The organism is Nocardia brasiliensis ATCC 700358 (genome assembly GCF_000250675.2).
In the GTDB taxonomy this organism is placed as follows: Bacteria; Actinomycetota; Actinomycetes; order Mycobacteriales; family Mycobacteriaceae; genus Nocardia; species Nocardia brasiliensis_B.
Genome location: NC_018681.1, coordinates 6,666,062 through 6,680,731 on the forward strand (window position 1 = coordinate 6,666,062; position 14,670 = coordinate 6,680,731).

13 protein-coding genes and 1 pseudogene are annotated in these 14,670 nt (G+C 68.0%); 9 read left to right on the plus strand and 5 right to left on the minus strand.

What is annotated here, in order from left to right; translation table 11 throughout:
* The first annotated feature begins 65 nt into the window (after positions 1–65).
* From O3I_RS29440 to O3I_RS29450, 3 genes are read left to right on the plus strand one after another with little or no spacing between them, the layout of a single operon-like run.
* A complete protein-coding gene (locus O3I_RS29440) occupies positions 66–1,481 on the plus strand; it encodes an MFS transporter (protein ID WP_086006297.1) in 1,416 nt (471 codons plus the stop codon).
* A gap of 23 nt (positions 1,482–1,504) precedes the next feature.
* Complete coding sequence (locus O3I_RS29445; RefSeq protein ID WP_014986661.1) at positions 1,505–2,383, plus strand: NAD(P)H-binding protein; 879 nt, start codon at positions 1,505–1,507, stop codon at positions 2,381–2,383.
* Positions 2,380–2,808 carry a Dabb family protein gene (locus O3I_RS29450; protein ID WP_014986662.1) on the plus strand — a complete coding sequence of 143 codons (429 nt, stop codon included), beginning with the start codon at positions 2,380–2,382 and terminating at the stop codon, positions 2,806–2,808. Before O3I_RS29445 ends, O3I_RS29450 begins: the two co-directional genes overlap by 4 nt.
* A 110-nt stretch (positions 2,809–2,918) precedes the next feature.
* On the opposite strand, the gene O3I_RS29455 is transcribed toward O3I_RS29450, so the two are convergent.
* A complete protein-coding gene (locus O3I_RS29455; RefSeq protein ID WP_014986663.1) occupies positions 2,919–3,215 on the minus strand; it encodes a putative quinol monooxygenase in 297 nt (98 codons plus the stop codon).
* A gap of 128 nt (positions 3,216–3,343) precedes the next feature.
* Between O3I_RS29455 and O3I_RS29460 the strand changes: the two genes are divergently transcribed.
* Both O3I_RS29460 and O3I_RS29465 read left to right on the plus strand, forming a co-directional pair.
* Positions 3,344–3,940: a TetR/AcrR family transcriptional regulator gene (locus O3I_RS29460; RefSeq protein ID WP_014986664.1), complete on the plus strand. Its 597-nt coding sequence runs from the start codon at positions 3,344–3,346 to the stop codon at positions 3,938–3,940.
* Between the two features lie 138 nt (positions 3,941–4,078).
* Positions 4,079–4,831, plus strand: a pseudogene (locus tag O3I_RS29465) (phospholipase C); the annotation flags it as partial.
* A 509-nt stretch (positions 4,832–5,340) separates the two neighbouring features.
* Here O3I_RS29465 and O3I_RS45070 read toward each other — a convergent pair.
* The 3 genes from O3I_RS45070 to O3I_RS29475 form a co-directional block, all read right to left on the minus strand.
* Positions 5,341–5,547 (minus strand): hypothetical protein, encoded by a 207-nt coding sequence (locus O3I_RS45070; protein WP_014986666.1) that lies wholly within the window; start codon positions 5,545–5,547, stop codon positions 5,341–5,343.
* Between the two features lie 97 nt (positions 5,548–5,644).
* The gene (gene hemQ, locus O3I_RS29470; RefSeq protein WP_014986667.1) at positions 5,645–6,340 is read right to left on the minus strand and encodes a hydrogen peroxide-dependent heme synthase; all 696 of its coding nucleotides are present in this window, start codon (positions 6,338–6,340) and stop codon (positions 5,645–5,647) included.
* Between the two features lie 293 nt (positions 6,341–6,633).
* Positions 6,634–7,980 (minus strand): protoporphyrinogen oxidase, encoded by a 1,347-nt coding sequence (locus tag O3I_RS29475; RefSeq protein ID WP_014986668.1) that lies wholly within the window; start codon positions 7,978–7,980, stop codon positions 6,634–6,636.
* 466 nt (positions 7,981–8,446) lie between these two features.
* Between O3I_RS29475 and gyrB the strand changes: the two genes are divergently transcribed.
* Together gyrB and O3I_RS44170 are read left to right on the plus strand one after the other, a co-directional pair.
* Positions 8,447–10,420 carry a DNA topoisomerase (ATP-hydrolyzing) subunit B gene (gene gyrB, locus O3I_RS29480; protein ID WP_014986669.1) on the plus strand — a complete coding sequence of 658 codons (1,974 nt, stop codon included), beginning with the start codon at positions 8,447–8,449 and terminating at the stop codon, positions 10,418–10,420.
* Positions 10,421–10,439: 19 nt separating this feature from the next.
* Positions 10,440–11,216 (plus strand): SMP-30/gluconolactonase/LRE family protein, encoded by a 777-nt coding sequence (locus O3I_RS44170; RefSeq protein ID WP_014986670.1) that lies wholly within the window; start codon positions 10,440–10,442, stop codon positions 11,214–11,216.
* A 9-nt stretch (positions 11,217–11,225) separates the two neighbouring features.
* Here the strand turns inward: O3I_RS44170 and hemE are convergent, their stop codons facing one another.
* Positions 11,226–12,281 (minus strand): uroporphyrinogen decarboxylase, encoded by a 1,056-nt coding sequence (gene hemE / locus O3I_RS29490; protein WP_014986671.1) that lies wholly within the window; start codon positions 12,279–12,281, stop codon positions 11,226–11,228.
* A gap of 209 nt (positions 12,282–12,490) precedes the next feature.
* On the opposite strand from hemE, the gene O3I_RS29495 reads away from it, so the two are divergent.
* The gene (locus O3I_RS29495; protein WP_036561166.1) at positions 12,491–13,129 is read left to right on the plus strand and encodes a DUF3000 domain-containing protein; all 639 of its coding nucleotides are present in this window, start codon (positions 12,491–12,493) and stop codon (positions 13,127–13,129) included.
* 151 nt (positions 13,130–13,280) lie between these two features.
* A complete protein-coding gene (locus tag O3I_RS29500) occupies positions 13,281–14,534 on the plus strand; it encodes a ribonuclease D (protein ID WP_014986673.1) in 1,254 nt (417 codons plus the stop codon).
* The last annotated feature ends 136 nt before the right edge of the window (positions 14,535–14,670 follow it).

The window sequence follows — 14,670 nt, forward strand, 5'->3', positions numbered from 1 at the left end:
TCGTGGTGTTCCGCGACAACGGAACCGGAAGATCGGCCGCCAGCTTCACCCAGAAGGACGAAACGATGAGCGATGCCCCCGTACCCACGCCAGTGCCCGCCCGCCGCCGGATACCGCGCGCGATGGCGATGACAGGCTTGGCCAGCGCCATGTTCCTGGTCATTCTCGACGCCTCGATGGTGAACCTCGCCGGATCCACGATCCGCGAAGGCCTCGAGCTCACCGCGGCCGAACTCACGGTCGTCGTGGACAGCTACCTGGTGGCGTTCGCCGGGCTGCTGCTGCTCGGTGGCCGCCTCGCCGACGTGCTCGGCGGCCGGAAAGTGTTCCTGACCGGAATGGCCATCTACCTTGCGGCGACGGCGTTCTGCGCGCTGGCCACCGGCGTCGGGATGTTGACCGCGGGACGAATCGGGCAGGGTGCCGGGGCGGCGATCGTCATGCCCGCCGCGCTCTCGCTCGTCCTCACGCTCTACACCTCTCCCGCGGAACGCACCCGCGCACTGGGCATCTGGGGCGCGGTAGCGGGCGCCGGCAGTCTGCTCGGCGTCTTTCTCGGCGGCACGCTCACCCAAATCCTGGGCTGGCCCGCGGTGTTCATCACCCCGGTGCCGTTCGGCATCGCCGGGGCGATCATCGTGTGGCGCTCGGTCCCCGCGGTCCCCGGCAAGCCCGGCCGGTTCGATGTGCTCGGCGCGATCACCATCACCCTCGGGATCTCCGGTCTCGCGCTGGGCATGGTCGCTGCCTCTGATGCCGGATTCGGCGCACCCAGCACTCTTCTCGGCCTCGCGATCGGCGGCGCGTCCCTGGCGGCGTTCGTGTTCGCCGAGCGGCACTCCACGCACCCGCTGGTGCCGCTCGGCGTGTTCGGCCGCAAGCCGGTGATCACGGCCAATGTCGTGATGTTGCTGACCGGCGGCACACTGACGAGCCTGTTCTTCTTTCTGCCCCAGTATCAGCAGGACGTACTCGGGATGAGTTCGCTGGCGGCCGGAATGACACAGGTACCCCTCGCCATCATGATCATCGTCGGTAGCGTTCTCGCGCCACTGCTGGCCAAGCGAATCGGGCTCACACGCGCGCTGCCCGTCGGACTCGCGGTGCTGCTCGCCGGCTTCCTCTGGCTGGCGATGGATCCGACGACCAGCGGTTTCTCGGTGAGTCTGCTCGGTGCGTTCCTGGTCATCGGTGCCGGACTCGGGCTCGGCCTCGTCAACGCCACCGCGATGGGCGTGCGCGACAGCGCCGACGGCGAAGCAGGCCTGCTCAGCGGGCTGGTAAACGCCGCACAGCAGTTGGGCGGCGCGCTCGGGCTCGCCGCACTGGCCGGGATCGCCATCGGTGCGGCAGGCACCCACGGCGACATCTCGTTCCAGACCGCGTTCTTCGGCGAAGCCGCACTCGTCGTCATCGCCCTCGCACTGTCGTTGCGCTCCGCTACCCGGAAATCGCAGGCCCTGACCGCCGCTGCGCACTGACCTCTCCGAAGGGACACACGACGATGAACACCCCTATCGTGCTGGTGACCGCCGCGACCGGAACTGTCGGTTCCGCACTGGTGCCCGCCCTGCGAGCCCGCGGCGTCACCGTCCGCGCCATGACCCGTCACCGCGACCGGGTCGTCCCGGGCGCCGAGACCGTTGTCGCCGATCTGCGGGATCCGGCCTCGGTTGCCGCGGCGTTGGACGGCGTCGACGCCGCCTTCCTCAACAGCCCCTCGGCACCCGAGGCCGCCGCCCTCCAGACCCGCTTCGCCGACCTGGCCCGCGACGCGGGCGTGCCCCGCCTCGTGCTGCTGTCCCAGTACGCGGCACATGCCGAGGCCCCGGTGCGGTTCCTGCGCTGGCACGCCGAAGTCGAAGCCCACGTGCAGACACTCGGGCTCGACCACACCGTGCTACGCCCCAACCTCTACCTGCAGGCCCTACTCGCCTTCGCCGGCTCCATCGCGCAGGGCTGGTTCGCCGCGCCCATCGGCGACGCCGCCATCAGCGCGATCGACACCAGAGACATCGCCGACGCGGCCGCAGCCGTGCTGACCGGCACCGGGCACACCGGCCGCACCTACACGCTGACCGGACCTCGCGCCGTGACCCACGACGAGATCGCCACAGCGCTCACCGCGGCGACCGGGCGCAGCGTCAGTTTCCGCACCGCCTCCGCCGACCAGTTCACCGCCGCCCTGACCGGCCGGCTCCCGCCCTGGCACCTCGACGGCCTCGTCGAGGACTACGCGCACTACGCCCGAGGCGAAGCCGCCCAGGTGCACCAGTCCGTCCCCGAACTGACCGGACACCCCGCACGCGATATCACCGACTTCGCCCGCGACTACGCAACGACATTCACCCCCCAGCCACCAACTGAAAGGAAGGCCCGATGATCTACCACTGCATACGCTTCACCCTCAAACCCGGCATCGCCGAACAGGACAAAGCGGCCGGTCTCGCGCAGATGAGCGAGCACATCAACGCCATACCATCCATCACAGCGCGCATCGTCGGCCCCGACTTCGGCGGGGAATTCGACTACGGCGCGGTCACTTTGGTCGCGGACCTCGCAGCCTACGAGGAATACATGAACCACCCGGCGCACCTGGCGATGGACCGGGTCGGGCTACCGCTCGTCGACAAGTTCGTGTCGTTCGACATCACCGACGACCCGGACCCGGAAGTCGGCGCGAGGATCGCCGAAATCCACCGGCACCGGTTCGAGAACCTACCCGATATCGCCGAACTGGTCTCCGACCTCGACGACTACTCCGGCAGCGCCGCACCCGGAAAGCACCGACATCGACCCGGCATATGAGTGCGCACCACCATCGCAAGCAGGCCACGCCAAGGACCAACCTTCGCCGCAATTCGACAGCGTGAGAACAGCTTTCACGATCCGTTCGAGCCAGGCACGTCGGACCGGATTCAGCCGAGGGCGCGCAGCACGGCCGTCTTTGGCGGCTCACGCAGTACTTTGATCGCCTCGTTCATCCCGTTCTCGGCGGCGTCCTTCATGTGGGCGTGAAAAGCGTCCTCGCTCTCCCATACCTGAACGGCGTAGAACGCGCCTGAGTCATCGAGATCCTCGTACTCCGTCGAGCTGACGAGGCCCGGCTTGTCAGAGGTTTGGATGGCGTGCAGCAGCGCATCGCGGGCTTGGCGCTCTTGGCCGGCGTTCGCATGAATCTCGATGAGGACGGCCACGGTGTCCTTGCTGGTCATAGCTCTCTCCCGCGGAGATGTGGGTGAGTCGGCGGCATACCGGACCCAATAAGAAGCACATACACTTCTTATTGGGATGGTACGCGCCGATATAAGATGCATCAACACATCTTGTGGGAGGTCGACGGATGCGGCGCAGGCGAGGCAAGGACCTGGAAGAGGCTCTGCTCGGGGCCGCGTGGGCCGAGCTGACCGAGCGCGGATACGCGGCCTTCACGCTGGAAGCAGTCGCCGAGCGTGCCGGTACGAGCACACCGGTGATCTATCGCCGCTGGGCCAACAAGGCACTGATGGTCGAGGCCGCCCTTGCGCACGAATCCTCCACCCGCGTCGTCGACGTCCCGGACACCGGAACGTTGCGCGGGGACCTGATCGCGCTGATGCACGCGGCCAACCGTTCGCGAGTCGATCTTCTCGTCGTCACCGCGGTACTTCTGGACGGGTACTTCACCGAACGAAGATCGAACCCTGAACAGCTCCGTGCGCGCATGCTGGCCGACCGTCGCCCGGCCATCGAAGCCATCATCGAACGTGCCCTCGACCGAGGCGAGATCGACGCCTCCACCCTGAAACCGCACCTCATCTCACTGCCGCTCGACCTGTTCCGTCACGAAGTTCTCATGACGCTGAAACCCGTCTCCGGCAAGACCATCGAGCAGATCGTCGACGACATCACGATGCCCCTCCTGACACAACGGGCCCGGCGAACCGCACAGGAGGCGTGACCGCACCCGCAGCACATGTTCCGAACCGATCAGTAGCTCGTCCGGTAACCCTGCTGGTCCCGACCCGAAACGGCCGCAAGGGGTTTCACGCGGCGTCGACTCCTCGGAGGTGCCGCGTTGGCGGCGGCGTTCGCGGCCATGCCGCCGAATGTGCAGCGAGTGCTGGCCGACCCGGTGACACCCCGGCCGATCGAGCATGTGGTGCTGCTGATGCAGGAGAATCGCTCGTTCGACCACTACTTCGGGACGATGCCCGGAGTGCGCGGTTTCTCCGATCCCGAGGCGCTGCGTTTTCCGGACGGCACCTCGGTATTCAAGCAACCCGATCCGCAGAATCCCGACGGCTACACGCTGCCGTTCCATCTGGACACCTACCGCAACAGTGTGCAGAAGATTCCGTCCACCTCGCACGCATGGAGCGTGCAACACGAGGCGTTGAACGGCGGCAAAATGGACAAATGGCTGCCCGCGCATCGTAAAGCCGACGGCAAGAACGGCCCGTATGTGATGGGTTATTACGAGCGCGCCGATATCCCGTTCCACTTCGCGCTGGCCGACGCGTTCACCGTGCGCGACGCCTACCATTGCTCGGCGCTCGGTCCCACCTGGCCCCACCGCATGATGTGGATGACGGGGACCATCGACCCCGCCGGTCGACACGGTGGCCCGCTCATTCGCAACAAGACGCCCGCGGGCGGCTTCACCTGGACCACGTATCCGGAGCGGCTCGAGCAGGCCGGGGTGAGCTGGAAAGTCTACAACGAAATAGATGACTACGGGCTGAACATGTTCGAGCAGTTCGCCCAATTCCGCGGACTGCCCACGGATTCGCCGCTCTACACCAAGGGGATCGCCACCGCGCCGATCGGGCAGTTCGAGCGCGACGCCCGCGAGGAGGTCAACGAATCGACGGAAACGTGTCCGAATTTACTATCGCTTTACAAATAGCTGGAAGTTTCAGCTGGAAGTACTATGCGCAGAAATATGCCATACGATATTCGTTCGGCGCACCGGACTGTGGAAGACAGTGATACCGCGCCCGCAGTGTTCGTCGGCGGCACGGGGTGACGTGACAGCAAAAGCGATCAGCTGCGGCAGCACTCGTTCGGTGACTCGTGGCCAACTCCGCGCAACATCGGCAAAAGGTCGACGAACGCAGCCACGCGACGCCGCATCGGCACGACCGGGCAGCGGTTCGCGCAGTGGTAGCGAAGCCGGACCCGCACGTCCCCGGTTCGAAGTCGGTGGATGTGGGAGCGCGACGGCATCGACTCGATCTCTCGCTGCGACTGCACCCCTCGGGCAGCGCAGCGAACGGCGCTTGGGCGAACTCTACGGACTCGGCTCGCGCCGGGCATGCCCCGAAAACTCAGGGCATGCCGGGCGATTGCTCCGCGGCGCTACTTCGGCAGGCACGCACCACCGACCAGGCTGATCCTGATCAGGCAGGCGATGTATTCGATTTGCTTGGTGAGTTCGGCGGAGCCGGAAAAGATGCTCGTCTCGGCGCCGACCGGCGCCGGTGCCGCGGTGGCGAGCGGTGCGGCGCCGGTCAGCACCGCGGCCGCCACCACTACTGCGGCGGCACAACGCTTGGTACGCAACATTGTTCGTCCCTCCAGGTCGTGAACCCCCGACCTGGAGGAAGCGTAGCGAGGACGAAGCCCGCGGGCATGCCCGGAATTCCACCGGGGCCGGCCGCCGTCAGGGCAGTGCCGTGATGAGCTTTTCGAGTTCGACTCGCGGACCGGTGAAGAACGGAATCTCTTCACGGACGTGCAGGCGTGCCTCGGTGGCGCGCAGGTCGCGCATCAGGTCGACGATGCGGTGCAGTTCCGGGGCCTCGAACGCCAGAATCCACTCGTAATCGCCGAGCGCGAACGAGCTGACCGTGTTGGCGCGCACGTCCGGGTAGCCGCGGGCGGCCTTGCCGTGGTCGGCGAGCATCTTGCGGCGCTCTTCGTCGGGCAGCAGGTACCACTCGTAGGAGCGGACGAACGGATACACGCAGATGTAGTTGCCCGGATCCTCACCGGCCAGGAAGGCGGGGACGTGGCTCTTGTTGAACTCGGCCGGGCGGTGCAGCGCCACGTTGCTCCACACCGGCGCGCTCGCGCGGCCCAGTTCGGTGGTGCGCCGGAAGTCCGCGTAGGCGGCCTGCAGATCCTCGACCCGTTCGGCGTGCGTCCAGATCATGAAGTCCGCGTCGGCGCGCATGCCCGCCACGTCGTACACGCCGCGGACCACGACCTCGCGGTCGGCCAAGCCCTCGAAGAACGCCCGCGCCTCTTTGATCGCCGCGGCCCGGTCCTCGCCGAGCACGCCCGGCTGCACTTGGAACACCGAGAACATCAGGTACCGGATCGTCGAATTGAGTGCTTGATAGTCCAGTCGCGCCATACCCCCCATCGTGCCACTCCCCCCACCCACCACCGCCGTGCGGTAGCTCACCTTCCCGCACCCCGCCCGTCTTCCCGCACCCGCTGTGGGCGGCCGGAGCAGGTGCGGGAAGACAGAACCCGTGCGAGAGTCCCCGCGCGTCGCCGTCGACGCGATCGGTCAGCGACCGGCGCGGCCGCTGGACAACCCACGCAGCCAAGGCGAAACGTGCTGCGCCGGTCCAGCTCCCCGGAAGGCCGGCACCACCACCGCGCAATGGGTAACGGCAGGCCTCCGAAAACCCTGGCCGGCGCTCAGTTCAGCGCGGCGGCGATGCGGTGGGCGGCGGTGGTGCCGGAGGCTACGCAGGCGGGGACGCCGACGCCGTGCAGGTAGGCGCCGGCCAGGGCGAGGCCGTCGAGGGGGGCGACGGCGGATTCGGCGGCGGCGATGCGATCGGTGTGGCCGGGGGCGTACTGGGGCAGGCCGCCGCGCCAGCGCTGGACGGCGGCGTCGGTGTGCGCGATGACGGTGCCGGTGACGGTGGCCAGGTCCGCCGCGGCGGTGGTGATCAGGTCGGTATCGGACCAGGACAGGGTGCTGTCGTCGCCGAATTTCCCGAAGGAGACGCGCACCAGCGCGGTGTCCCGCTGGGCGAGGTGCGTCCATTTGCGGCTGGACAGGGTGAAAGCCTTGGCACGCAACGGCTCTCCGGTGGCGACCAGAATCCCGGAGTGCTGCGGCAGCTCGGCTTCCAGCGGAAGCGCAAGGGCGACAACGACGGACGAGGACAACTCGATGCCCGCCAACGCGGTCGCGGCGTCGGGTGCGACGGCGCCGAGCAGCCGGGCGGTCACCGGCGCGGGGGTGGCGAGCACGACGGCGTCGACCGCGCCGACCGGATCGATGATCCAGCCGCGCAACCCGCGCGCGAGGCGGGTCGCGGGCGTCGCGGTCACGAACTTCGCGCCGGATCGCGCCGCCAAGGCTTCCAGCAGCACCTGGTACCCGTCTCTGATACCGCCGAATACGGGCGCGTTGGACGGCGGCGGCAGCGCGACGGACACCGCGTGGGTGAGGCTGGGCGCGCCGTCGTCGAGGGCCGCGGCCAGCGTCGGCAGCGCCGCGCGCACGCCGATCGATCGGGAACTGCCCGCGTACACGCCGCCGAGCAGCGGGTCGACGCTGCGGTCGGCGACCTGCGCACCGAAGCGGTCGGCGATCAGTTGGTAGACGTCGATGTCCGCGCCCGGCTCCCAGATCAGCGGCCGCTGCGGCTCCGCGGCGATCTTGGCCAGGGTCTCCGCGTCGACCAGACCACGCATCGACTCCGCGTCCGACGGGATACCCATCAGCGTCCGTTCGGGCAGCCGATGCGCCACGCCGCCGGACCACAGCAGCGGGCGCAGCCCCGCGGGGGTCACGAGCTGGGGTTCCAGTCCGAGTTCGCGAAGCAGTTGGGGGACTTCGGGTCTGCGGCCGACGAACGCCTCGGCTCCGAGATCCAACGGTCCCCCGGCGAGCTCACCGGTGTAGAGGATGCCGCCCACCCGCTCGGCCCGGTCGAGCACCACGATGTCGGCCTCGGTGCCTAGCAACGTCCGCATCCGATACGCCGCGACCAATCCACTGATCCCGCCGCCCACCACCGCGATCCTCATGCCTTCGACGCTATCCCCCATCCCGGCCGCGCGACCCACCGGTCCACCGGAGACCGGGCGGCACCCTTCCCGTGCCGTACGACAGCGCGCCTTAATCACCCTCGAATCTGACCGATTCGTCGTATTTGACCGATTTTGAATAAAGGCCGCCCAGCGTCGCCATAGAACGATCTAAGTGTCGTCCACATAGGGGGGATTGGAAACATCAATTTTGAAGGACTCCAGACGTGTCTAGGTACGTCTAACCAGCTTTCAAATTCGCGTGAGCCTAGTTCGAAGTGATGCCAACGGTATGATGGGAGGCGACAAGTTTTCTGGGCGCTTCCGGTGGGGCCGCGGCGTTCAGCGCGCAGACAGGTCTCTGATTCCCCGATCAACTCGTTGTGCCGCGTCGGCATACCGGGGGAACTGCTGCGCGCTGAACCCGGCCCCGCCGGATACGGCATGTGAGGAGAGTTACCGACTCGTGGCTACCAACCACTCCACCCCGTCGCGATCCGCCGAGGCGGCATCGGACAAGCAGGGCTACAACGCGTCCAACGTCACCGTGCTCGAGGGGCTCGACGCGGTGCGCCTGCGGCCGGGTATGTACGTCGGGTCCACCGGCGAGTCCGGTCTGCACCACCTGATCAAGGAGATCGTGGACAACTCCGTCGACGAGGCGATGGCAGGCTACGGCGACCGAATAGATGTCGCGCTGCTGGCCGACGGCGGCGTCCAGGTGGTCGACAGCGGCCGCGCGATCCCGGTCGAATTGCACGCGCTCGGCATCCCCACCGTCGAGGTGGTGATGACGCGACTGCACGCGGGCGGCAAGTTCGACTCCGATACCTACGAGTTCTCCGGCGGCCTGCACGGTGTCGGCCTCTCGGTGGTCAATGCCCTGTGCGCCAGGGTCGAATTGGAGATCGACCGCGACGGATACCACTGGACGCAGACCTACATCGACGCCAAGCCCGACGAGCTGGTCCGCGGCGCCCCGACCGACCGCACGGGCACTACCACGCGGTTCTGGGCCGATCCGAACATCTTCGAGACCACCACCTACACCTTCGAGACGGTCGCGCGGCGCCTGCAGGAAACGGCGTTCCTGAACAAGGGCCTCACCATCACCCTCACCGACGAGCGCGGGGCCGACGCGACGGAGGCGAGTACGCGCTCGTTCTGCTACCCGGGCGGTCTCGAGGATTTCGTCCGCCACATCAACCGCACCAAGCAGCCGATCCACCACTCCATCATCGGGTTCTCCAGCACCGGTCCCGGCACCAGCGTCGAAGTGGCGATGCAGTGGAACTCCGGCTATTCGGAGTCGGTGCACACGTTCGTCAACACGATCAACACCAAGGACGGCGGCACCCACGAGGAGGGGTTCCGTTCGGCGCTGACCACGGTGGTCAACAAATACGCCAAAGACAAGAAGCTGCTGAAAGACAAGGACGGCAGCCTCACCGGTGACGACATCCGCGAGGGTCTGGCCGCGATCGTCAGCGTGAAGGTCTCCGAGCCGCAGTTCGAGGGGCAGACCAAGACCAAGCTGGGCAACACCGAAATCCGCTCGCTGGTGCAGAAATCGTGCAACGAGCACCTCACGCACTGGTTCGAGGCCAACCCCGCCGACGCGAAAACCGTGGTGACCAAGGCGATATCCTCGGCCCAGGCGCGGACCGCCGCGCGCAAGGCGCGAGAGTTGGTGCGCCGCAAGTCCGCCTCCGATCTCGGTGGCCTGCCGGGCAAGCTGGCCGACTGCCGATCCAAGGACCCGGGCCGTTCCGAGATCTACATCGTGGAGGGCGATTCGGCCGGCGGCTCGGCCAAATCCGGCCGTGACTCGATGTATCAGGCGATCCTGCCGCTGCGCGGAAAGATCATCAACGTCGAACGGACCCGCATCGACCGGGTATTGAAGAACAACGAGGTGCAGGCGATCATCACCGCCTTCGGCACCGGCATCCACGACGAGTTCGACCTCGCCAAGCTGCGGTATCACAAGATCGTGCTGATGGCCGACGCCGACGTCGACGGCCAGCACATCACCACACTGCTGCTCACACTGCTGTTCCGGTTCATGCGCCCCCTCATCGAGGAGGGGCACGTGTATCTGGCGCAGCCGCCGCTGTACAAGCTCAAGTGGCAGCGCGGCGAAGCCGAGTTCGCCTACTCCGACCGGGAACGCGACACGCTCCTCGAGGACGGGCTCGCGGGCGGCAAGAAGATCAACAAAGATGACGGTGTGCAGCGCTACAAGGGGCTGGGCGAGATGAACGCCAAGGAGCTGTGGGAGACCACCATGGACCCGCAGACCCGCATCCTGCGCCGCGTCACGCTCGCCGACGCGGCGGCCGCCGACGAGCTGTTCTCCATCCTGATGGGTGAAGACGTGGAGGCCCGCCGCACTTTCATCACCCGCAACGCGAAAGACGTTCGTTTCCTGGATCTTTGAGCACCGACGAGGAGAACCCATGCCGACCCAGCTGTACTCGACCACCGGCCTGCTCGAAGCGCCACTGGTACCGGCCGACGGCGGCGTGCTGTTCTCGAATGTCACCGGTGGCGGAGTATTCCGCCACCGGGACGGGGTGACCGACACCGTCGTCGCGCGCAGGCGCGGGATCGGCGGACTGGCGCGGCACGAGAACGGCGGTCTGATCGTCACGGGCCGCGACGTGGCGTATGCCGCCGACGACATCCACACCGTGCTCACCGTCGACGGCGCGACCGGATTCAACGATGTGACAGTGGGATCCGACGGATCACTGTATGTGGGCGTCCTGCGCCACCGTCCGCAGCAGGGCGAATCCGCCGGGCCCAGTGAGGTACTGCGCATCGATCCGGCGGGCGCCGTCAGCACGGTCGCCGCGGACATCCGCTGGCCCAACGGCATCGGCTTCGCCCCCGGCGAACAGACCCTCTACGTCTGCGAATACGCCGAGAGCCGGGTGCTGGCGATAACGGACGGCCGCACCCGGGTGTTCGCCGAAGCACCGGCGGGCGAATGCGACGGTCTCGCCGTGGATGTCGACGGCGGCGTGTGGGTCGCTCTGGGCAGCGGCAGTGCCGTGGCCCGCTTCACCGCCGACGGCGCACTCGATCGAACCCTCGATCTCCCCGATGGTTTCGTGTCCTCGGTGGCACTGCACGACACCACGCTGTACGTCACCACGAGCGGACGGCTCTTGCAGGAGACCGTGGCGGTGCCGGGAATCCCGGTGCCCGCCGCCCGTATTCCGGTGCGGTGAGCGGCCGCTCTACAGCTCGTGGATCAATTCGACCAGCGCGGTCAGCACGCCGGGATCGGTGTCGGGAAGAACGCCGTGCCCGAGATTGAAGATATGGCCCTTGGCGCCCAAGGTGATCGCCTCGTCCGCCTCGGCCGCGATCCGGCGGGCCTCGGCTTCGACCGCCGCCGCACCCGCGAACAGCACGGCCGGATCGAGATTGCCCTGCAACGCTTTTCCGGGTCCGACCCGGCGGACGGCCTCGGTGAGCGGCACCCGCCAGTCCACGCCGACCACGTCGGCGCCGGCCTCGCCCATCGCGCCGAGCAGCTCGCCCGTGCCCACGCCGAAGTGGATGCGCGGCACGCCGGCGGCAGCGACCTCGGCGAACACCCGCTCCGAATGCGGCAGCACGAACCGGCGGTAGTCGGCCAGCGACAGCGCGCCCGCCCACGAATCGAACAGCTGGATCGCGTCGACCCCCGCCGCCAGCTGCGCCTGCAGGAACGCGATGGTGATATCGGTGAGCGCGCCGAGCAACGCGTGCCAGGTCTGCGGGTCGGCGTACATCATCGACTTGGTGCGCTCGTGGTTCTTGCTCGGCCCGCCCTCCACCAGATAGGACGCGAGGGTGAACGGTGCGCCCGCGAACCCGATCAACGGCGTCTCGCCGAGCGCGTCGACCAGCAGCCGCACCCCGTCGGTCACCGCCCCCACTTCCTCCGGGCGCAAGCGCGGCAGGGCGCGCACATCGTCGACGGTGCGCACCGGCGACGCGATCACCGGACCGACGCCGGGCACGATATCCAGATCGACCCCCGCGGCCTTCAACGGAACCACGATGTCGGAGAACAGGATCGCCGCGTCCACCCGGTGCCTGCGGATCGGCTGCAGCGTGATCTCACACACCAGCTCCGGATCGAAACAGGACTCGAGCATGCCGACGCCCTTGCGCAGTTCGCGGTACTCGGGCAGCGACCGTCCGGCTTGACGCATGAACCACACCGGGCGCCTGCTCGGCGTCGCGCCGGTGGCGGCGGCCAGGAACGGGGCATCGGTCAGGCGGCGGCGGGTGTATGTGCTCATCACGGCTATCGTATGCGGCCCGCGAACTGGGCCGAGCCGGAGACCGGTGGCGGAGCGCACACGAGCCTGCCGACCGGTCGGACGCGCCCGTCGCGTGGACCGATCCGCCGGCACGGCCTGTGCTACCACGCAACTTCCGGCGCAGCCCGCGCCGACTCCAGCGGCGCGCCTCCGCCTGTGCGGGGTGCACAAGGTCTACCGTCCCCTTCGTGACACCGCTCGACTTCCGCGACGGCGCCGCACCGACCGAGGGACCTCATGGCGAGCCAGCTCAATTTCGCGCCGCGGTCGATGCGATGGGGACCGCTACAGTGCACCCTCGGATCGAGCTTGCGCCCATTCGGCCGCCGCAACGTCTGGCTCCCTACTCGTACGCACTCGGTGCCGAGGTAAAGCATCCGGAATCCGGTGTCGTGCCGGTCGATTCGGAAGGCGACGCGTTCGGCAGACTGATCCTGCTGCACGACCCCGACGGTGACGACGCCTGGCACGGCACGCTGCGACTGGTCGCCTACATCCAGGCCGATATCGACGCCGCACTGGCCACCGACCCGCTGCTGCCCGAGGTGGCGTGGAGCTGGCTGGTGGACGCGCTCGAATCGCGGTCCGAGCCGTTCACCGCGCTCGGCGGCACGGTGACCTCGACGAGTTCGGTGCGCTACGGCGATATCGCGGGCCCGCCCCGGGCGCATCAACTGGAACTACGCGCCTCCTGGACCGCCGTCACCACTGATATCCGGCCGCACGTGGAAGGTTTCTGCGAAGTGCTCGCCTACGCCGCCGGACTACCGCCCGCCGGGATCACCCAGCTGGAGATGCGTCCCGGCGGTTCCGCCGACAAGCGATAGCGGTTTTTCCCGGCCGGGCGGAAGACATACCGGCGCCGCGGCGTTGAGATGAACGAAAGCCGACAACGAATGCGCTGCCGTTCGTCATTCCGACACACGGAAGTCCGATAGGACGACGACGGCCGCACCCCTGCACGTAAAGTTCAACAACATGTCCGTACCCGAAGAATCCGAAACCACCGGCGCGCCTCCCCTGCTCGCGCCGGTGGATGGCGTGCCTCCGGTACTGGACACCGCCGCCGAAATCGCCGCGGCCGCTGCTCGTCTCGCCGCGGGCACCGGCCCACTCGCCGTCGACGCCGAACGTGCCTCAGGATTCCGGTATTCGGCGCGCGCCTATCTGATCCAGCTCCGCCGCAAAGGCGCAGGCACTTTTCTCATCGATCCGATCCCCGTGACCGACGCCCTGGCCCCGCTGGCCGCCGCGATCAACGACCTGGAATGGGTATTGCATTCGGCCGACCAGGATCTGCCCGGCCTCGCCGAACTCGGCCTACGCCCGCAACGGCTGTTCGACACCGAATTGGGCGGGCGGCTCGCCGGATTCGAGCGCGTCGGCCTGGCCGCCATGGTGGAAAACCTGCTGGGACACGCGCTACGCAAGGGACACGGCGCGGCCGACTGGTCCACCCGGCCGCTGCCCGACGAATGGCTCAACTACGCGGCACTCGACGTCGAACTACTCCTCGAACTGCGTGACGCGGTCGCGGCCGAGCTCGACGCACAAGGCAAGAGCGATTGGGCGGCACAGGAATTCGAGCACGTCAGAACCACCGAACCGCCCGCACCGAAGGCGGACCGCTGGCGGCGCACCTCGGGCATCCACACCCTGCGCCGGGCCAGGCAGTTGGCCGTCGTCCGCGAACTATGGACCACCCGCGACGGGCTCGCCCGCGCCCGCGACGTCGCGCCCGCGCGGATCCTGCCCGACGCCGCCATCATCGCCGCCGTGACCGCCGACCCGAAAACCATCGCTCAACTGCGCGGACTACCCGTGTTCGGCGGGCCGCGGCAGCGGCGGTACTCGCGCGAATGGCTGGCCGCCGTCGACCGCGGCCGCACCATGCCCGACACCGAACTACCGCCGCTCACCCAGCCGTTCGACGGCCCGCCCCCGGTGAACCGGTGGGAGCGCCGCGATCCCGCCGCCGCCGCCCGGTTGACCCGCGCGCGCACCGCCATGGGCGAACTCTCCACGAAACATTCGATTCCGGTCGAAAACCTGCTGTCCCCGGACCTGGTTCGCCGCCTCTGCTGGGACGGACTCCCCGACTACGACCGCGCCCCCGACTCCCCCGAAGAACTCGCCGCCGCCATCGACGGCTTCCTCAAATCCGGCGGAGCCAGGCAGTGGCAGCGTGAACTCGCCGTCCCCCCACTGACGGTCGCCCTGACACCCGCCTGAACTGCGGGCAGCGGGTCTACCGCCGAGGGCGAACGCAGCGCTTCTCCGCAAGTTGAACTTGCCATGTCAGCGGCGACCGTGGTCGACGGCGCCGACGCGGAAAGGGCTCTTCGGCGAGTCGCCGCCGGCCCGATCG

Excerpts from the sequence above, each read along its gene's own strand:
- O3I_RS29475 (WP_014986668.1), bottom strand. The coding sequence starts at position 7,980 with ATGAGGATCGCGGTGGTGGGCGGCGGGATCAGTGGATTGGTCGCGGCG.
- O3I_RS29445 (WP_014986661.1), top strand. The coding sequence starts at position 1,505 with ATGAACACCCCTATCGTGCTGGTGACCGCCGCGACCGGAACTGTCGGT.
- hemE (WP_014986671.1), bottom strand. The coding sequence starts at position 12,281 with ATGAGCACATACACCCGCCGCCGCCTGACCGATGCCCCGTTCCTGGCC.
- hemQ (WP_014986667.1), bottom strand. The coding sequence starts at position 6,340 with ATGGCGCGACTGGACTATCAAGCACTCAATTCGACGATCCGGTACCTG.
- O3I_RS29440 (WP_086006297.1), top strand. The coding sequence starts at position 66 with ATGAGCGATGCCCCCGTACCCACGCCAGTGCCCGCCCGCCGCCGGATA.
- O3I_RS29500 (WP_014986673.1), top strand. The coding sequence starts at position 13,281 with ATGTCCGTACCCGAAGAATCCGAAACCACCGGCGCGCCTCCCCTGCTC.
- O3I_RS45070 (WP_014986666.1), bottom strand. The coding sequence starts at position 5,547 with ATGTTGCGTACCAAGCGTTGTGCCGCCGCAGTAGTGGTGGCGGCCGCG.
- O3I_RS29450 (WP_014986662.1), top strand. The coding sequence starts at position 2,380 with ATGATCTACCACTGCATACGCTTCACCCTCAAACCCGGCATCGCCGAA.
- O3I_RS29460 (WP_014986664.1), top strand. The coding sequence starts at position 3,344 with ATGCGGCGCAGGCGAGGCAAGGACCTGGAAGAGGCTCTGCTCGGGGCC.
- O3I_RS29455 (WP_014986663.1), bottom strand. The coding sequence starts at position 3,215 with ATGACCAGCAAGGACACCGTGGCCGTCCTCATCGAGATTCATGCGAAC.
- O3I_RS44170 (WP_014986670.1), top strand. The coding sequence starts at position 10,440 with ATGCCGACCCAGCTGTACTCGACCACCGGCCTGCTCGAAGCGCCACTG.